Here is an 18,468-nt window from a genome sequence, read left to right on the forward strand (position 1 = left end):
GGATTTTCGCCGGTCCAATTGCCGTCCCCGCGCGCAGCGTCGTTCCTTACAGCCCCGTCGACGCCTCGATCCTGAATTGGGCAAGCGCGCTCTGTGGGTCGGTTTGCAAGAGCTGCATCAATTGCATCAGCGGTGCCTTGGCGCGCGGGGACAGCTTGATGGAAAGCGTCTGGCCCGGCGTCTCGACGAAGCGGGCGATCGCGTCCACGGCCGCGTTCGCATCCGGATTGGCGGAAGCAACTTGCTCGCGTTTAGCCGTGATGCTCTCGACGAGCGCCTGGCGTGCGGTATCGCGGCTTACATTCTGCATGCGCGCGAACTGCGCCGCGACGAGATCGACGACGCCGCTATCGCGCAATGAGAATTCGAGTGTGCCCGCCTCGATGCGTGCCGCCTGGCCCATGAGCTGAGCGGGATCGGTCGAAAACACCTCACGCGGCACGTTGCCGAGCGCAATACGCAATTGCGCGCTTGCGATCCCGCCGATGTCGAGCGTCGCCGGCGTCAGAACGAAGCTGTTGGACTGTTCGGTCCAGGCAGCGCCGAGATCGAGGTCGACCGCGAGCTTGTCGATCCCGCTGGCAATCAATGGAAGCTGCTTCGGGTCGGATGGATCGGTGGGCGTGACAAATTTGGCAACCACATGCGCCTTGCTCGGGATTGAGCCGACCAGCTGCCCCCAGTCCAGGCTCAGTGTGTCGATCATGACCAGCTTCTTGGTGGTCTTGAACGGCGCCGTCACGCCCTTGATCTCTGCGCCTGCGAGCACGCCGAACAGCCCGAGCATCTGATCCGGCGAGGGCGCCCGCCCGGGAGTGGCGAGGCTTGCTGCCCAGCGCATCAAATTCGCCGTGCTGAAGGATTTCAGCGCGAAGCGCTCCATCTTGAACTGTCCCTGCGGAGACGGCGTGTCGACGCCTTCGACCGCGAACTCGCCGTCGCGATATCGGATGGCATTAACCGTGGCCGTTCCTTGCGGCGTGCCGACCGACATCTTGCCGATTTCGGCCTTACCGATGCGAAGACCCTCATAGACTCCGGCGAGCTTCTCCAGCAGCTCGCGTGCCTGTGCCGGCGTCGGCGGGGTCGATTGATCCCGCGGCAGCGCGGCAAATATCTCGGCCAGCCGGAATTTCGACGGCTGCACGGCGATGTCTTCCATGGTGAAGCCGTCGATATCCACTCGCATCCCCTGTGCCGATTTGAGCGCATAGGGACCTGTCGAGACCTGCCGGTAGACCCGGCGATAGCTGTCGTCGCTGGCCGTCTGCGGATCGAGCGCGGCGAGGATCGCGCTTGAATCGAAATCGTTGACGATGATGTTCGACAATTCGCCCGTCAGCTTGTCCGGCTTGCCGGGCTGCTTCACGTCGACCGAGATCACGGCGCGGTCCGACTTCATCGCGTCGATCTTGCCGTGCTTCAGGTTCTGGATCGCCAGTCCGGAATAGGTGACCTCGCCGCTGCCGGCGGCGCCGGAATCGAAGCTGATCGTGAGGGTCGGGGCCGTGAGCGACGATGCAGCGACACTCGCATATTGGCCGAGCACGTAGCGGTACAGGTCGACCAGCGAGCCGTCCGCCGGCACCTGATCCGCGTGAACAGGACCGGCATAGTCGCGCATGACCAATTGCGGGATCTTGTACGCGACCTTGAGCTTGGCAGCGCCGATCTGGTCCAGCGTAACCTCGAGCCCGGTGATGTTGATATCGTCGGCCGAGAACCTTGTCTCGTCGATCTGGCGAACGCCCGTGCCCTTGATAGCGGCGATCCTGATCTGCGCCTGCGGTGCCTTGCCGGGCGTAACTGCGATGTCCTCGATCGTGAGGGTGCGCGTGGGCAGATCGAAGGCGATCTTGCCGTAGCTGGCCTTGCCGCCTTGCTTGCGGATTTGCTCGAACGCGGCCTCCACCTCGGCGGTGGTGCGATGCTGGACGTAGAGATTGAAGCCGAACCATCCGCCCGCGACCACCACGGCCACGACGATCAGGCCGATCAGGATTCGCTTCATTCTCAGCTCCAGTTGCTCGCGTTGCAGGACGCAACTTGCCATATTCGCAAAGCAATGCGGGGTCCAGGGAAAGTGAGCGCTATCAGATATTTGACCGGGCGCCCTGTTGATGGAGCCGCAATCGGATGTTGCCACCGGGGCGCCCGGCGTGCTTCATCCCGTTTCCATGACCCGGAAATACCACCCGAAGGCGGGCCGGTCAGGACAACGTAGTTTGAGGCCGGTAACGCGAGGCGAGACACCGCATGTCGTCTTATTCCGATGATCTCCACCAGGCGGCGCTGGCCTATCACCGTCTGCCGCGCCCCGGGAAGCTCGAGATTCAGGCGAGCAAGCCGCTCGCCAACCAGCGCGACCTCGCGCTGGCCTATTCGCCCGGCGTCGCCGCCGCCTGCCTGGAGATCGCCAAGAACCCGGCGGAAGCGGCGACGCTGACGATCCGCTCCAATCTGGTCGCCGTGGTTTCGAACGGCACCGCCGTGCTCGGCCTCGGCAATATCGGTCCGCTGGCCTCGAAGCCGGTGATGGAGGGCAAGGCGGTCCTGTTCAAGAAATTCGCCGGCATCGACGTGTTCGACATCGAAATCGCGGCCGACACCATCGAGCGCGTGGTCGAGACCGTGGCCGCGCTCGAGCCGACCTTCGGCGGATCAATCTCGAGGACATCCGCGGACCGGAATGCTTCGAGATCGAGGCGCAGCTCAAGGAGCGCATGAAGATCCCGGTCTTCCACGACGACCAGCACGGCACCGCGATCATCGTTGCCGCCGCCGTCACCAACGCCCTGCGACTCAACGGCAAGAAGCTCTCCGACGTGAAGATCGTAGCATCGGGGGCAGGGGCCGCGGCGATCGCGACCCTGAACCTGCTGGTGTCTATGGGGGCGCAGCGCAAGAACATCTGGGTCTGCGACATCGACGGCCTAGTGCATGAGGGCCGCAACACCACGATGGACCGCTGGAAGGCGGTCTATGCGCAGAAGACCGACAAGCGCACGCTCGCCGACGTCATCGGCGGCGCCGACATCTTCATCGGCCTGTCCGCACCGGGCGTGCTCAAGCCCGAGATGGCCAAGGCGATGGGCGACAAGCCGCTCATCATGGCGCTCGCGAATCCGACGCCGGAGATCATGCCGGAGGAGGCGCGCAAGGTGCGCCCCGACGCCATGATCTGCACCGGCCGCTCCGACTTTCCGAACCAGGTCAACAACGTCCTCTGCTTCCCCTTCATCTTCCGTGGCGCGCTCGACGTCGGCGCCAGCGCCATCAACGAGGAGATGAAGCTCGCCGCCGTCGAGGCCATCGCGCAGCTCGCGCGCGAGGCGCCGTCCGATGCGGTCGCGCAAGGCTTTGATACCGGCGAGACGCAAGGGTTTGGCCCGGGCTCGCTGATCCCGTCTCCGTTTGATCCGCGGTTGATTTTGCGAATCTCGCCGGCGGTCGCCAAGGCTGCGATGGATTCCGGCGTCGCGACCCGGCCCATCACCAATTTCGACGAGTACACCGCGCTGCTCGAGCGCTTCGCTTTCCGCTCCGGCCTCGTCATGAAGCCGATGTTCGCGAAGGCCAAGACCCAACCGGTGCGCGTGATCTACGCCGAAGGCGAGGACGAGCGCGTGCTGCGCGCCACCCAGGTGGTGCTGGAGGAGAAGCTGGCGACGCCGATCCTGGTCGGACGTCCGTCGGTGGTCGAGGCCCGCATCGAGCGCTTCGGCCTGTCGATCAAGGCCGGCAGGGACTTCGATCTCGTCAATCCCGAGGACGATCCGCGCTACCGCTCCTACGTGCAGTCCTATGTCGAGGTCGCCGGCCGCCGCGGCGTGACGCCCGATGCGGCGCGCACGGTGGTGCGCACCAACAACACCGTCATCGCGGCGCTCGCAGTGGTGCGCGGAGAGGCGGACGCCATGCTTTGCGGCGTCGAGGGCCGCTACATGAGCCATCTGCGCCATGTCCGCGAGATCGTCGGGTTCACACCGGGGATCAGCGACTATGCGGCGCTGGCGCTGCTGATCACCAGCAAGGGCGCCTTCTTCATCGCCGACACCCAGGTGCGGCCCAATCCGAGCGCCGAAGAGCTCGCCGAGATCGCCTCGCTCGCGGCGGTCCACGTCCAGCGCTTCAACATCAAGCCGAAGATCGCCTTCGTCTCGCATTCGGATTTCGGCAGCTACGACACGGAATCCTCGCGCAAGATGCGCCGGGCGACCCAGCTCCTGAAGGAGAAGCATCCGGAGCTCGAGGCTGACGGTGAGATGCAGGGCGACACCGCGCTCTCGGCTGCGGCGCGCAAAATGGTGCTGCCGCACTCCAACCTTGAGGGCGAGGCCAACATCATGATCATGCCAAGCCTCGACACCGCCAACGTCGCCTATCAGATGATCAAGTCGCTGGCGGACGCGCTGCCCGTCGGTCCGATCCTGATCGGGCCCGCGCGTCCAGCCCACATCCTCACCCCGTCCGTGACGGCGCGAGGCATCCTCAACATGACCGCGGTGGCCGTGGTGGAAGCGCAGGAGCGCGCGTCGCGGCAGCAGCCGACGTTGTTTACGTAGGGGCGGGGCTCTTCACCTCGCCCCTTGTGGGGAGAGGTCGAATTCGCGCGCAGCTCGAATTCGGGCGAGGGGGGACTCTCCGCGAGTCCAACTTTCACCGTCCCGGCCGAGGCTCCCCCTCACCCCAACCCTCTCCCCGCAAGCGGGGTGAGGGAGCGCACCTGCCGCGCGTCGGCAATTCAATGCTTTCAAAACGACTTTCGCCATTTCCCCGTTTGTAAACCGGCGAATGACTCTCCATAATCCTTCAGTGCTTTCGCGAAAATTCCGGTTTCAAAAAGCCTGAGCAAAGAGGCCGATCATGCCAGCGTTCGTGACTTTCGGGCGGATTCTGTTCGCCGTGCTGTTCATCTACACGGGCGCGGCAAGACTGTTTGCCATGCAGGCGACCGTTGATTTCATCGCCGCCAAGGTCGTGGTGCCCGACATGATCGCGCCTTACGCCAAGCAGGTCGAGACGGCGACGGCCATGACGACGCCGCAACTGCTGGCGATCGCGGTCGGTGTCCTCGAGATCATCGCTGGGGTGATGATCGCGCTGAATTTCGGCGCGCGGTTCTTCGCGATGCTGATGATCATCTATGTCGCGGTCGCGACCTTCCTGTTCTACGACTTCTGGAACCAGGTGCCGCCTGACAACGGCAAGATGCTGGTGGACGCGCTCAAGAACCTGTCGATCATCGGCGCGCTGTTCATGATCATGGGCTACGGCCGCGCCACGCGTCCGGCGGAGGCGGCCTACGGGGACGTATAAAAGTTAAACCGCTACGTCCTGCGCCACGGCGTGACGGTCACCCCGTGCGCGGCGTCGAGCAGATACGGCGCGCCCGGTTTCATCCCGTGTGAGGCCAGCACCTGCTGAGGCGTCCGCGCCGGCACTTCCACAAAACAGCCTTCGCCGCCGGGCAGCCGCAGATGCTGGGCTTCCGACAGCCAGAACGTGTCGTAGCGGTTCATGAACATGTCGAACACGACGGGGCCGCCGATGATTGCGACCGTGCCGGAGGCGACATCGGCAAACGCACAGGCGTCTTCGAAGCTGACGTGATCCGGATTCCACAAGGTCGCGTTCGGCATTTCGGGATCAACGGTCAGAGCCTTGATCTTGCGGGTCAGGATCAGGCGCTTGCGCTTGGGTGAATTCGGCTGCTGCTCGTGCGAGTGACGGCCGTGCACGATCAGCGCAGCGCGATCGAGCGCCTGCTCGAAGAACAGCTTGTCGCCTTCGAATTTCAGGCTGTCGGGCATGACATGCGCCGCGTCGGCGAGCATGCCGTCCGCGGAGACGATGACGTAGCCTTCGATGCGAAAGGACAAGGCGCGGCTATTCGGAAACCGTCGTCACGACGCTGTTGACCGGCCGGGTGCTCACCGTCGGCAGCTTGACGTCCTTGAGCAGCTCCTGGTCGTATTCCGGCAGCGTAGAGGCCGGGAACTTGGCGCGCATCGCCACCACCTTGTAGCCGCCGGCCTTCAGGCGCTTGAGCAATTCGGGCAGGGCCTCCGCGGTGTGCTTCTGGAAGTCGTGCATCAGGATGATGCCCTTGCCCTTGCTGTCCAGCTTCTTCATGACCGTCTCGACCACCTTCTCGGGCTTCGAGGCCTTGAAGTCGAAGGAGTCGATGTCGCAGGAGAAGATCGCCGTGTTGCGGTTGCCGAGATAGGTGACCATCTCCGGCGGATGCTGGAGCGCCGGGAAGCGGAAGAACGGTGAGGGCGAAATGCCGCCGAGCGCCCATTTCACCGCGGAAAGACCCTTCTCGATCTCTTCCTTGCGCTGCGCTTCCGTGAGCTTCTTGTTGTTGAGATTGGCGTGCGACCAGGTGTGGGTGCCCACGGTGTGGCCGGCCGCGTAGACCTGCTTGAGGATCTCCGGCTCGTACGTCGCGTGCTTGCCGATCGAGAAGAAGATGCCGGTGGTGCACTCGTCGGCGAGCGCCTTCAGCACCGCAGGCGTGTTCTTGGGCCAGGGGCCGTCGTCGAAGGTCAGCACGACCTCCTTGTCGCGCAGGAAATCGAGCTCCTTGAAATGCTCGAAGCCGAAGCCGGGACCGCCCGTGGTGTCGATCTCGACGGTGCGGGCGACGCCCAAGGCGCCCGGCGTGTTGCAAGCCGCGCGCGCGGGCTGCGGCGCCTGTTTAGGCGCGGGAGGATTGACGAAGCCCGCCGGCGCGGCGGCTGCTGCAGGAGCGGGTGCCGGAGCCGCAGCGGGCGCAGCCGCAGCCGGTGTTGCCGCCGGTGGGGCTTGCGTCGCGGCAGCGGGCTTTGCAGCCGGGGTCTGCGACCATGCCGCGCTCGTCATCGCCAGAGACATCGCGCTTGCCAAAATCAGTCCTGCCGCCACACGCATGGTGTTGTCCTCGAGATTGATCCCGTTGTTCCGCCGCGGCTTTTCGCCTCCGGCAAAACCATCCTGCCCCTAACGATCCTAGCCTAGATGGTGGGCCCTCGCCATTGCAACGGCTGTTTGGCGCCCCACCGCAATTGTGCCCAACCGGGTTGCGGGACATGCGCCGTCAAGTGTCGGCCAGCGCCTTGGCGATCGCCGTCTTGATCCGCGTGTCGGCCGGCTCGACCGTGGATGCAAAGACGTCGGCGATATAGCCGTCCCGGCCGATCAGATATTTGTGGAAGTTCCAGCGTGGAACATCCTTGGGGCGCGCCTCTGCCGCCCATTTGTAGAACGGATGCGCTTTCGCACCGACCACGACAGCCTTGGCCGCGATCGGGAAGGTAACGCCGTATTGGTGGTGGGCGGTCTCCGAGATCTCGCTGGTGCCGCCGGGCTCCTGTCCGCCGAAGTCGTTGGAGGGCACGCCAATGACGGTGAGGCCGCGTTGGCGAAACTCGCCCCAGATGTCTTGCAGGCCAGCGTATTGCGGCGTGTAACCGCAGAGCGAAGCGGTGTTGACCACCAGCAGCGGTTTGCCGGTGAAGGCCGCAAGGCGGATGTCGCCGCCTGACAATGCCGGGAAAGAGAAGGCGTAGGCGGAGATTCGGCTCATGCCGCCATCCGCCAGTGCACGCGTCACCGGCGCCAGCGTGCCTGCAAAGGCGGCGATGAGCATCGTCCTGCGGTTCATCATGACGGCGTCCCCCGAAATGATCCGAGGCACATGTTACCCCGCCGCTGCGAGCGGCCTCGTCAACACCGTGTTATCTGCCGCGATAAAGCCCGTTAGTACAGGCGGACGATGAAATCGGTGCCTTCGCCAGTCTCGCCCTGGTTGATGCCCTGGTCGGAGACGATGATCGAGCCGCCTGACGTCAGCATTTCGTTGATCTTCGTGATCGTGTCGGCCGGGACCGAGATGCGGTCGAGGGCTTCGGCCGGGCTGTCCGGCGTGACCACAGGCTTGGCAGCGACGGGAATCACGGCTGCGCCACGCTGGTGGCCTGTCATGCGGCGATCATCCTCGCGCGCGGCAGAGCGGACGGACACCGGCAAGGACACCACCGACCAATGCAGCGCATTGGAATCGGCCTTGTCGACTTCGACGGTAAAGACATGCGTGCCGAGCGGTCGATCGCTCGCGGCGATCGTGACAGGCACCTCGAACAGCGGCGCAAAGTTCTGCCGCACGTAGAGCTTGGAATCCTTGCGGCTGATGAAGACCGCGATCTGGCCCGCGCGCTTGGGCGCTTCAGGTTTTGCCACGGACGCCGGATCGGCAACGCGGGTTTCGTCCTTCTTGACGTCGGGCGTGGCCGCCTGCGCTGGCGCCGCGGCCGGTGCATCGGGCGTCTTCGCGGGTTCGGACTTGGCGGTTTCGGACTTCGGCGTCTCCGCGGCCTCGACAGGCTTTGCTTCAGTGTTCACGGGCTGCGCGGCAACTCCGGCCTGGGGCTTGGCCGCGTCCGCCGCCTCAGCGGTCTTGGTCTCGGGCTTTGCGGTGGTCTCGGTCTGATCGGCCGAGGCCTCCTCGCGGACCGGGGCATAACCGGTGGTCACGTCCGACAACACGGTGTGGCCGACCGACGAGCGCAGCTCGAGCACGCCGTCCGCGCTGGCAGTCTTCGTTTCAACCGGCTTTGCTTCGGTGGCCCCGGTATTGGCCGCGCCCTTGTCGGCCTTCTCGGCGGCATTGGTCTGCGGCTCCAGGCTGGCCGCGGGTTGCGGCGGAACGCGCACCGAGGCAAGCAGCGGATGTGAGAAGTTCTGCGGTGACATCTGCCCGGGCGAAACGATCACGCGCGCGCCCATCCTGGTCCAGTTCCACATCTTCACAGCGAACGCCATCGGCATGCGGATGCAGCCGTGCGAGGCCGGATAGCCCGGCAGCACACCGGCATGCATGGCAACGCCCGACCACGTGATCCGCTGCATGTATGGCATCGGCGCGCCGCTATAGATGTTGGAATGGTGGAATTTGTGCTTCTGGATGACGCTGAACACACCCATCGGCGTCGAATGGCCCTTCATGCCCGTCGACACCGGGGATTCCGCGAACACGCCCTTGGTGTCGTAGACCGTGACCTTCTGCCGGTCGATCGAGACGACGATGACGAGAGGACCCTGCGGTTTCGTGCCGGCTTCTTTTTCGGCAACGAGGTCTTTCTTGCCGGCCGCACCACGCTTCTGCGGCTTCTGGCGCGGGACTTCGGGATGGCGCTCCTGGCGCCCGTAGGACCCGTCGGAATAATCCGTCCAGTAATAAAACGCTGCGTCCGCCTGGCTCGCCGTGCCGATCGCACCCGCCGCCGTCAAAATGGCGAGCTGCCAAAATCGCGCCGGCTTGGCAGAAAAACCAGACCCGTTCACGCTGTTCATCATCGAATCCATAATCCAAATCAGATGTTAGTCTCTCAGAGGGGATACGCGTTCACCAGCACGGCGGTTCTGCGATCAGCTACTTTTGTACAAAGCGTAGCAAAAAAGCCTCACGGAGCGGTAAACGGCGGCCGTATCGGCCTGCCGATCGTCTTCCTGATCGGTCGCCTCATACCTACATTGCTGGGACTTGTTACTGGAGAACTTCATGTCATCTCGTTTCCCCAGTCTTTCCAGCATCCGCTTGAAAGGCCTCGCTTTATTTCTCCTGGCGCTGACCGTGCCTGCGGCGTCCGCATCCGCCGCGGACGAGCCGGATCTGATCTTCCGCCGCTCGACCGTGTTCAAATGGATGAGCCCGAACGACAAGCTTGCGACCTATGGCCTCGACGATCCTGAAGTCGAGGGCGTGGCCTGTCATTTCACGGTGCCGGAGAAGGGCGGCTTCAAGGGCTGGCTGGGCCTTGCCGAGGAGGTCTCGGACATTTCGCTCGCCTGCCGTCAGGTCGGCCCGATCAAGTTCAAGAACAAGATGGAGCAGGGCGACGACATGTTCCGCCAGCGCCGCTCGCTGTTCTTCAAGAAGATGCAGATCGTGCGCGGCTGTGACGCCAAGCGCAACGTGCTGGTCTACATGGTCTATTCGGACAGGCTGATCGAGGGCTCGCCGAAGAACTCGACCTCGACCGTCCCGGTCATGCCGTGGGGACCGGCGGACGCAAACGTCCAGAAGTGCGGAGAGTTCTTCACTCAGTGACGCTCTTGCGTTCACTCAGTGACGCGCTTGCGTTCACCAATGACGCGTTTGCGTTCACTCGGTGATGTCAGCGCGGCTGGCGCGCGGTTTTGCAAGATGCGAGCCGGTCAGCCGCACGAATGATTGCGGTGTGGCCTCAAACCCACGGCTCGATTGCAGCGCCATTTCGCCAGGCGAATTGGCGCTGCTGCGAACAGACCGTTGTTCCCGGCGGTCCGTTCGTTGGTCCGCATCGCGCGTCGTTGCGCGATTCTGCGCCGTCATGATGGCCGTTCCTCACATGAACGCTCCCGGTGATTCCGGGCGTCTCGGTCTCGATAGCTTGGGTCGCCGTCGAAGCGCCCCCGGTTCGACGGAGCCCAGCCTTCGTTCGGCTTCTCTTCAGCAGAAAAACGTAAAACGCATGTGAAGGGTGTGAGGCGGGATCATGACAGCGCCGGCGTTCCGGCGCGCAGCCGAGCGCGCACGGAACCTGCCAGGCCACATTGGGCGGCCACACGACCCATCTGAAAAGATTGAGATTTTCCGTCGAATATGTCGTCGCTCCGAACGGGACGAAACAATTCTCACGGAGATGAAACCATTTTCCGGCTTTGGCGCATCACGCGCGAAACCGCCCATGGTTATCAACCTCACAACGACGACGGCGCACGCCGGCCAGAGAATTCGGAGACAAGTCCATGCGCACGCTCAGCCTCATCCTTGCTTTCGGTTTCGTGCTCGCCGGCTCCTCGTTCGCGGGCTCGCCGGACGGCAATGTCCCAGGCATCGGTACTTTCCAGTACAGCGGCTCGCCGATCATGACCCCGGCGCCGCAGCCGATCGTGGTTGCCGCGCGCTTCTGATCGCCAACAAGAAAAATCAGCCGATAAAGGCCATCATGATTGTTCGTACCTTCGCTGCGGCGTTCATATTCCTTCTCACGATCAGTGCCGTTCAGGCGCAGGTGCGCTCTCCCTCCAGATTACCCGATCCCCGTACCGAGTTCGTGAGGCAATGCGCGCCGCGCATGCTCGGGCGATGGGAGCATCCGGAAGAGGTCTGCGGCTGCCTGCACGATCATGCTGCCGCCGTCGTCGAGGATCGCGATCTCCGCGAGGCCCTGCTGCGCGGCATCAGCGAGACCGGGGTGCCGACGATCGAGACCGACTGGGTGCCGGCCGCAAAGCAGACCGAAATCGGCCCGACCTTCACCAAGATCGCCAAGCCGACCCTGCAATGTATGTTCGATCCGGCGAAGTAGCGCTCATCGCTTTGATTTCGGACCAAACCGCGACACGCAGGTGCTCGTCCGTGCGACGCCCTTGTCGGTCATCTTGGCGCCGCGCACTTCCTTGACCTGTCCGGCGGGGCAGGTTCCGTCGTCCACTTGCACGCGCTGGCCGAGCTTGAGATCGACGATGTCCTGCTCGCGTCCGACCGTGCCTGCGCGCGCGGTCGCGGCGAGTGCGATGAAGATCAGGAGCGAGAGGCAAGTCGCGCGGCGTAGCAGCATGGTGTGAGCTCCCGGCATCGATGCCGCAATGTAGGGAGCGGCAGCCGATTCTCATAGTGAGCGTTCGTCATGCCCGCCGGGCCGGCTTGCGTCTCGCACGCAAGGCCGCTCGCGATTCCCGCGCGAGTCGCTCGGCGGATGCGACGAGCTTCGGAACCGCGTGGCCGGAAAATCCCAGCACGAAACCGGGAAGAGGACGCGCGCGTGAATAGGTGTCGGCCAACAGCCAGCCTTCGGCGCCGGCGGCCTGCTTGGCGTCTGCCGCCACAGCCAGATCGACCGAGGGATCGAACCGAGCGACAAGATGCAGACCCTGTGATGGGACCGGCACCGACAGCACGCCCTCGGATTCGGCTTCGAGCGTCCCGGCCAGCGCGTCGCGCGCCTCGCGGTAAAGCTTGCGCACGCGCTTCAGGTTCGCCGCGAACGCGCCGGAATTGAGCATGTCGGCCACCGCGCCCTCCATCAGCGTGCCGGGAAAGCGGTCGAGCGCGGCCCGCGCGGCGGTGACATCCGCAATCAAGCGCTCGGGCAGGGCGCAATAGCCGATGCGCAGGCCCGGAAACAAGGTCTTGGCGAACGTGCCCATGTAGATCACACGCTGGAGGTGATCGATGCCGGCTAGTGACATCAGTGGCGCGCCGTCATAGCGGAACTCGCTGTCGTAATCGTCTTCCAGCACGAAGGCGCCGGCCTGCCTGGCCCAGTCCAGCAGCTCGAGCCGTCGCGGCATCGACATCTGCACACCCAGCGGAAACTGGTGCGACGGGGTCACATAGGCTGCGCGCGCGGACGGCGCCGCTGCGCGGCCTTTGGCGACACGCATGCCGTGCGCGTCGACGGGAACGGACACGGCACGATAGCCGCAATGCGCGATGGTTTTCCGCGCAGCGGGGTAGCCGGGGTCTTCGCACCAGACCTGGTCGTTGGGCTTCAGGATCGCGCTCAGCACGATGCGCAGCGCGTGCAGCGTGCCCGACGTCAGCATGATCTGATCGGGATCGCAGCGCAGGCCCCGCGCCGACAACAGATGATCGGCGATCGCCGCACGCAGCTCGCGGCTGCCACGGGGATCGCCATAGTGCAGATGCTCCGCGCCGAAGGCGCGCATGCGACGGCCGACAAAAGCCCGGAAACGCTGCACGGCGCGCGCGTCGATATGGGTGCAGCCGAGCGAAAACGCGCCTTGCCCCGGCGTTTCGACGCTGACCTTCGGCCGCTTCGGCTCGGCTGCGCGCGCGGGGATGCGCGCGGCGACGAAGGTGCCGGAACCGACGGTGGCGTCGGCAAAGCCGTCGGCAATCAGCCGCTCATAGGCGGTGACGACGGCATTGCGCCGAAAGCCAGTCTGTTTGGCCAGCGTGCGCGACGGCGGCAGCGGCTCGCCGGGTTTCACCAGACCGCCGACGATCATCTCGCACAGCGCCTGATACAGCCGGTGCGCCGACGAGGCGCCAGCCGTGATGTGCGGGCCTGCGAGGTCGAGCGGCAGCTCGGCTTTGGCCGGCGAGGAGACGGAATTGGTCGGAATGTTTCGCATGGAATTGGCACTATCGCAGACCAAATCCGTGGCTACAACTGCGCTGGAAGTGATCCAATCCGACAGGAGCGGCCGTGAGCCAGACCGAGAACCAAAATTCCTATCCGACATCCGCGCGCAACCAGGTGAAGCGCCGTCACGACCGCGGCTTCTACGATCACGACACCGTTCATCGCATCCTGGATTCCTCGATGCTCTGCCACGTCTCCTACGCGATCGACGGCCAACCCTATTGCACGCCGACCTTCTTCTGGCGTGAAGGGACGAAGCTGTACTGGCACGGCTCGAGCGCCAGCCGCATGCTGCGCAACCAGACCCGGGGCGAGCGTGTGTGCCTGACGGTCGCCCATCTCGACAGCCTGGTGCTGGCGCGCTGCGGATTCAATCACTCGGCTGACTACCGCGCGGTGATGGCATTCGGCACCGCCTATCTCGTCACCGATCCCGAGGAGAAGGATCGCGCGGTGATCGCCATGGTCGATCGCTTCTTCCCGGACCGCACCGCGAGCCTGCGGGCGAGCAACACGCAGGAGATCAAGGCGACCTCCTTTATCGCGATGGAGATCGAGGAGGCCTCCGCGAAAGTCCGCGCCAAGGGTGTCGCCGACGACGACGAGGACTATGAATTGCCGATCTATGCCGAGCGCATCCCGGTACGCACCGTGCTCGGCGCGCCGGAGCCTTGCCCGCGGCTGCTTGAGGGCGTGCGCCGACCGGCGACACTGAATGGCTATTCGGAGGGCCGGCTGCTCGAAGATGCATTGCGGGATGCCTATTTTGCAGAGTACCCGAACGGCTGAAATCGGCTAGCTTGCGCTCCATCGATGATCTCAATGCCCGATTGGAGTTGCCTGATGAATGCCGAAACGCAGCAGAGGATTCTTGACGCCGTTGATGCCGGCTTCGAAGCCCAACTCGCGACCACACGCGATTTCGTCGCGATCCCCTCGACTCGCGGTGCGGAGGGACCGTGCCAGGACATGATCGGCGACCTCCTGCGCGTGCGCGGCTACGAGGTCGACGACTGGCACATCGATGTCGACGACCTCAAGGATCTGCGCGGCTTCGGGCCCATCGAGCACGATTTTTCGAAGGCGCGCACTGTGGTCGGCACGTACCGGCCCAAAACTGAGGCGGGCAAATCGCTGATCCTCCAGGGCCATTGCGACGTCGTACCGGCCGGCCCGCTAGAACTGTGGGACACCCCGCCGTTCTCGCCCGTCATCAAGGACGGCAAGATGTTCGGTCGCGGTGCCTGCGACATGAAGTCGGGCACCATCGCAGCGCTCTTCGCGCTCGATGCGATCAAGGCCGCGGGCCTCAGGCCGACGGCGCGGATTCACTTCCAGTCCGTGATCGAGGAGGAGAGCACCGGCGTCGGCGCACTCTCGACGCTTCAACGTGGCTATCGCGCGGATGCCTGCTTCATTCCTGAGCCGACCGGCGGCAAGATGGTGCGCTCGCAGGTCGGCGTGATCTGGTTCCGCCTGCGCGTGAAGGGCCATCCGACACACGTCGCCTTCGCCGGCTCCGGCGCGAACGCAATCATGGCGGCCTATCATTTGATCCAGGCGCTGCAAAAACTCGAGATCGAGTGGAACGAGCGCGCGAAAGCCGATCGTCACTTCAAGACGCTGAACCATCCCATCAATTTCAACCCCGGCATCATCAAGGGCGGCGACTGGGCCTCCAGCGTGCCGGCCTGGTGCGACGTCGATTGCCGGATTGCCGTGTTGCCGGGCTGGTCGATCGCCGATCACCAGAAGGAGATCATGGCTTGCGTTGCGGCTGCCGCGCGCAACCATCGTTTCCTCGCCAATAATCCCCCGGAGGTCGAATGGTCGGGCTTCTTGTCGGAAGGCTATGAGCTGACCGACGCCGCCGCGCCGGAAGCCGCGTTCGGCAAGGCCTTCAGCGCCGTCTATGGCGGCCAAATCGAAGACCTCGTATTCACCGCGCTCACCGACACGCGCTTCTACGGCCTCAATCACGGTATCCCGAGCCTGTGCTTCGGCGCGAGTGGCGGCGAGATGCACGGCTTCAATGAATATGTCGATCTGCAATCGCTGAAGAATACGACCAAGGCCATGGCGCTGTTCATCGCGGATTGGTGCGGGGTGGAGAAGGGGTAGGGGCCTTCCGCCGTCATTGCGAGGAGCCCTTGCGACGAAGCAACCCGGACTGCCACCGCGGAGGCAGACCGGATTGCTTCCGCCTTCGCTAAAGCTTCGGCGGACAAGTCGCTGCGCTCGCAATGACGGGAGCTGCCCAATCCACCGGCGTTCCAAAATCCTTTAAGCTTAAACTAAAGACTAGGATGCCGCCCGCGCCGGTGGCAGACTGGCGCCGGGTCCACAAGGGCTTGAGTCCGTCGAGGAAGTCACGATGCGCGATTGGGATGACGCTTACGCCAATTCGGCCCATATCCCGGGCTCGGACAAGATACCGGCGCTGTGGGCGGAGCGCGCGGCGGCTTATCGCGCCGGACTGAAGGAATTTCGCGCCGACATCGCCTATGGCCCCGGCGAGCGCCAGCGCCTCGACCTGATCTTGCCCGACGGCGACAGCAAGGGCCTCGTCGTATTCGTCCACGGTGGCTATTGGATGCGCTTCGACAAATCGGCGTGGACTGATCTCGCCGAAGGCGCGCGGCATCACGGCTGGACGGTGGCACTGCCAAGCTACACGCTGACGCCGGCCGCGCGCATCTCCGACATTACGGCGGAAATCACCGTAGCGATCGCCAAGGCGGCCGCGCTCGTCGCGGGACCGATCCGGCTCGCCGGCCATTCCGCGGGCGGGCATCTCGTTACGCGCATGCTGTGCGACGACAGCCGGCTGGAGCCCGCCGTCTTCAACCGCATCGCCGGGACGCTGTCCATCAGCGGCCTGCATGATCTGCGTCCGCTGCTCAAGACCAGGATGAACGACACCCTGCGCATGACGATGGAGGAGGCGACGCTGGAAAGCGCGGCGCTGCATCTGCCGCGCGGGCCTTCACCCCTGACCGCCTGGGTCGGTGGCAACGAGCGGCCCGAATTCATCCGCCAGTCCGATCTGGTGGCCAATGTCTGGACTGGATTCGACGTGCCGACGCGTCTTGTCGTCGATCCCGGGCTGAACCATTTCACCGTGATCGACGCCCTCAAGGAGCCGTCGTCGCCAATCACCGCGCGCCTGATCGGCCTCGACTGACGAGGCCTTAAAGATCGATCGAAAGGGCATGCCATGACGTCCAGCGAATACGATCCCGCAAGCGAAGGCGCCGAGACCGATTTCGCCCGGCGCATGTCCTACGGCAACTATCTGGCGCTGGACGCGATCCTCGGTGCGCAGCATCCGCTGTCGGAAGCGCATGACGAGATGCTGTTCATCATCCAGCATCAGACCACCGAACTCTGGATGCGGCTCGCCATCCACGAGCTCAGCGCCGCACGTCGTTCGATCGCGAAGGATGAAGTGCAGCCTGCGATGAAGATGTTGGCACGGATGTCGCGTATCTTCGAGCAGCTCAACGGCGCCTGGGACGTGCTGCGCACCATGACGCCCAGCGAGTATACGCGCTTCCGTTCGCAGCTTGGCCAGTCCTCGGGCTTCCAGTCGCGGCAATACCGGTTGATCGAATTCCTGCTCGGCAACCGCAACCATGCCATGCTCAAACCGCACGCGCACGATCTGGAAACCACGCAGCTGCTCGAAGCCGAGCTCGCGACGCCAAGCCTCTATGACGAGGTACTGCGGCTCGCCGACCGCAACGGGCTCAAGATGCCTGCGGCCGTGCTGGCGCGCGATGTTCGCGAGACCCATAGCTTCAACGAAGATGTGCTGCAGGCCTGGCGTATCGTCTACGAAGCGCCGGAAACGCACTGGATGCTCTACGAGCTGGCCGAGAAGCTGGTCGATTTCGAGGATTATTTCCGGCGCTGGCGCTTCAACCATGTGACGACAGTCGAGCGCGTCATCGGCTTCAAGCGCGGTACCGGCGGCACCGGCGGCGTCAGCTATCTCAAGCGCATGCTGGAGGTCGAGCTGTTTCCCGAGCTCTGGCGCGTGCGCACGATCCTGTAGAGATTTTCTTGACCATGCTTCGCGTTTACGACGACACCAAAGCGCTGTTCCATATGCCCGACGGTGTCATCTATCTCGACGGCAATTCGCTCGGCGCGCTGCCGCTTGGCGTGGCCGAGCGCGTCAGTCGCGTCATCACCGCCGAGTGGGGCGATGAGTTGATCCGCGCCTGGAACACAGCGGGCTGGTATGCTCAGCCGCGCCATGTCGGCAATCGCATCGCGCGACTGATCGGTGCGGATGCCGGCTCCGTCATGGTCGGAGATACGCTGTCGCTCAAGGTCTATCAGGCGCTCGCCGCCGCGCTCGACATGAACGCATCGCGCAAGGTCGTCCTGTCGGACACCGGCAATTTTCCGACTGACCTTTATATGGCCGAAGGCCTGATTGCGACGCTCGGCCGTGGCCATCAATTGCGCCTGGTCGCGCCGGAGGAGATCGAGGCTTCGTTGTCGGAGGAGATCGCGGTGCTCTACATCACCGAGGTCGATTACCGCACCGGACGGCGCCATGACATGGCGAAGCTGACTGCAAGAGCGCATGCGCTCGGCATCGTCACGGTGTGGGACCTCGCGCATTCGGCCGGGGCGCTGCCGGTTGACCTTGCAGGCACCGGCGCTGATTTCGCCGCCGGATGCACCTACAAATACATCAACGCCGGCCCCGGCGCGCCAGCCTTCCTCTACGTCGCGCCGCGTCACGCCGACAGCGTGCGAGCCGCTTTGTCGGGGTGGATGGGGCACGCAAAGCCGTTCGCGTTCGAGCTTGCCTACGCGGCCGCCGGCGGCGTCGAGCGCATGCGCGTCGGAACGCCGCCGGTGCTGGCGATGGCGGCGCTGGAGGCCTCGCTCGACATCTGGGACCGCGTTGATATCAGGGAAGTCCGCGCGCGTTCGCTGGCGCTCGGCGATCTCCTGATTGCCGAGGTCGAACGCCGCTGTCCCTCCTTGAAGCTCGTCACCCCGCGCGCTCATCAGCGTCGCGGCTCGCAAGTCTCCTTCGCCTTCGCAGGCGGCTACGCTGCGATGCAGGCCCTCATCGCCCGCGGCGTGATCGGCGATTTCCGCGCGCCTGACATTATGAGGTTTGGCATCACGCCGCTGTATATCGGCGAGAGCGAGATCGTGCGGGCCGCCGAGTTCATCGAGGAGGTGATCGCGGGCGAGGTGTGGCGGCGGCCGGAGTATCAGGTGGTGAATGCGGTGACGTGAGGTACGAAGGCTGTCTCCCCGTCCTTGCGAGCCCAGCGAAGCAATCCAGAATCTTTCCGCG

At 64.3% G+C, this 18,468-nt stretch carries 16 protein-coding genes and 1 pseudogene; 10 read left to right on the forward strand and 7 right to left on the reverse strand.

The window, feature by feature from the left end; genetic code table 11:
* Nucleotides 1-46: 46 nt before the first annotated feature.
* On the reverse strand, nucleotides 47-2,011 hold the full coding sequence (locus tag IVB47_RS11770) for a hypothetical protein (protein WP_247461712.1): 1,965 nt from the start codon (nucleotides 2,009-2,011) through the stop codon (nucleotides 47-49).
* 245 nt (nucleotides 2,012-2,256) lie between these two features.
* Between IVB47_RS11770 and IVB47_RS11775 the strand changes: the two are divergent.
* Together IVB47_RS11775 and IVB47_RS11780 are read left to right on the forward strand one after the other, a co-directional pair.
* Nucleotides 2,257-4,565 (forward strand): annotated as a pseudogene (locus tag IVB47_RS11775) (NADP-dependent malic enzyme).
* A gap of 301 nt (nucleotides 4,566-4,866) precedes the next feature.
* The gene (locus tag IVB47_RS11780) at nucleotides 4,867-5,319 is read left to right on the forward strand and encodes a DoxX family membrane protein (protein ID WP_027569710.1); all 453 of its coding nucleotides are present in this window, start codon (nucleotides 4,867-4,869) and stop codon (nucleotides 5,317-5,319) included.
* 11 nt (nucleotides 5,320-5,330) lie between these two features.
* Here IVB47_RS11780 and IVB47_RS11785 read toward each other — a convergent pair whose 3' ends face one another.
* From IVB47_RS11785 to IVB47_RS11800, 4 genes are all read right to left on the reverse strand, one after another.
* Nucleotides 5,331-5,882, reverse strand: coding sequence for a dihydrofolate reductase (locus IVB47_RS11785; protein ID WP_027569711.1), 552 nt, complete (start codon nucleotides 5,880-5,882; stop codon nucleotides 5,331-5,333).
* Nucleotides 5,883-5,889: 7 nt separating this feature from the next.
* A complete protein-coding gene (locus IVB47_RS11790) occupies nucleotides 5,890-6,915 on the reverse strand; it encodes a polysaccharide deacetylase family protein (RefSeq protein WP_027569712.1) in 1,026 nt (341 codons plus the stop codon).
* A 166-nt stretch (nucleotides 6,916-7,081) separates the two neighbouring features.
* Nucleotides 7,082-7,651: a glutathione peroxidase gene (locus IVB47_RS11795; protein ID WP_247286354.1), complete on the reverse strand. Its 570-nt coding sequence runs from the start codon at nucleotides 7,649-7,651 to the stop codon at nucleotides 7,082-7,084.
* Between the two features lie 92 nt (nucleotides 7,652-7,743).
* Nucleotides 7,744-9,336 carry a L,D-transpeptidase gene (locus IVB47_RS11800; protein ID WP_247463136.1) on the reverse strand — a complete coding sequence of 531 codons (1,593 nt, stop codon included), beginning with the start codon at nucleotides 9,334-9,336 and terminating at the stop codon, nucleotides 7,744-7,746.
* A gap of 208 nt (nucleotides 9,337-9,544) precedes the next feature.
* On the opposite strand from IVB47_RS11800, the gene IVB47_RS11805 reads away from it, so the two are divergent.
* The 3 genes from IVB47_RS11805 to IVB47_RS11815 all read left to right on the forward strand — a co-directional run bounded on the left by IVB47_RS11805 (nucleotide 9,545) and on the right by IVB47_RS11815 (nucleotide 11,336).
* Nucleotides 9,545-10,093, forward strand: coding sequence for a CreA family protein (locus IVB47_RS11805; protein ID WP_027569715.1), 549 nt, complete (start codon nucleotides 9,545-9,547; stop codon nucleotides 10,091-10,093).
* Between the two features lie 680 nt (nucleotides 10,094-10,773).
* Nucleotides 10,774-10,938, forward strand: a complete 165-nt coding sequence (locus IVB47_RS11810; protein WP_167552240.1) for a hypothetical protein — start codon at nucleotides 10,774-10,776, stop codon at nucleotides 10,936-10,938.
* Between the two features lie 35 nt (nucleotides 10,939-10,973).
* On the forward strand, nucleotides 10,974-11,336 hold the full coding sequence (locus IVB47_RS11815; protein ID WP_027569717.1) for a hypothetical protein: 363 nt from the start codon (nucleotides 10,974-10,976) through the stop codon (nucleotides 11,334-11,336).
* 3 nt (nucleotides 11,337-11,339) lie between these two features.
* Here the strand turns inward: IVB47_RS11815 and IVB47_RS11820 are convergent, their stop codons facing one another.
* On the reverse strand, nucleotides 11,340-11,588 hold the full coding sequence (locus tag IVB47_RS11820; RefSeq protein ID WP_027517580.1) for a DUF6719 family protein: 249 nt from the start codon (nucleotides 11,586-11,588) through the stop codon (nucleotides 11,340-11,342).
* 67 nt (nucleotides 11,589-11,655) lie between these two features.
* Nucleotides 11,656-13,128 (reverse strand): PLP-dependent aminotransferase family protein, encoded by a 1,473-nt coding sequence (locus tag IVB47_RS11825; protein WP_247461714.1) that lies wholly within the window; start codon nucleotides 13,126-13,128, stop codon nucleotides 11,656-11,658.
* A gap of 74 nt (nucleotides 13,129-13,202) precedes the next feature.
* On the opposite strand from IVB47_RS11825, the gene IVB47_RS11830 reads away from it, so the two are divergent.
* The 5 genes from IVB47_RS11830 (at nucleotide 13,203) to kynU (ending at nucleotide 18,407) form a co-directional block, all read left to right on the forward strand.
* Nucleotides 13,203-13,928: a pyridoxamine 5'-phosphate oxidase family protein gene (locus tag IVB47_RS11830; protein ID WP_247434190.1), complete on the forward strand. Its 726-nt coding sequence runs from the start codon at nucleotides 13,203-13,205 to the stop codon at nucleotides 13,926-13,928.
* A gap of 54 nt (nucleotides 13,929-13,982) precedes the next feature.
* Nucleotides 13,983-15,260, forward strand: a complete 1,278-nt coding sequence (locus IVB47_RS11835; RefSeq protein WP_247461715.1) for an ArgE/DapE family deacylase — start codon at nucleotides 13,983-13,985, stop codon at nucleotides 15,258-15,260.
* A 253-nt stretch (nucleotides 15,261-15,513) separates the two neighbouring features.
* Nucleotides 15,514-16,323 carry an alpha/beta hydrolase gene (locus IVB47_RS11840; RefSeq protein ID WP_247461717.1) on the forward strand — a complete coding sequence of 270 codons (810 nt, stop codon included), beginning with the start codon at nucleotides 15,514-15,516 and terminating at the stop codon, nucleotides 16,321-16,323.
* Between the two features lie 33 nt (nucleotides 16,324-16,356).
* Nucleotides 16,357-17,196, forward strand: a complete 840-nt coding sequence (kynA, locus tag IVB47_RS11845; protein WP_247461719.1) for a tryptophan 2,3-dioxygenase — start codon at nucleotides 16,357-16,359, stop codon at nucleotides 17,194-17,196.
* Nucleotides 17,197-17,204: 8 nt separating this feature from the next.
* On the forward strand, nucleotides 17,205-18,407 hold the full coding sequence (gene kynU / locus IVB47_RS11850; RefSeq protein ID WP_247461722.1) for a kynureninase: 1,203 nt from the start codon (nucleotides 17,205-17,207) through the stop codon (nucleotides 18,405-18,407).
* Nucleotides 18,408-18,468 lie beyond the last annotated feature (61 nt).

It is taken from the genome of Bradyrhizobium sp. 62 (genome assembly GCF_023073035.1).
In the GTDB taxonomy this organism is placed as follows: Bacteria; Pseudomonadota; Alphaproteobacteria; order Rhizobiales; family Xanthobacteraceae; genus Bradyrhizobium.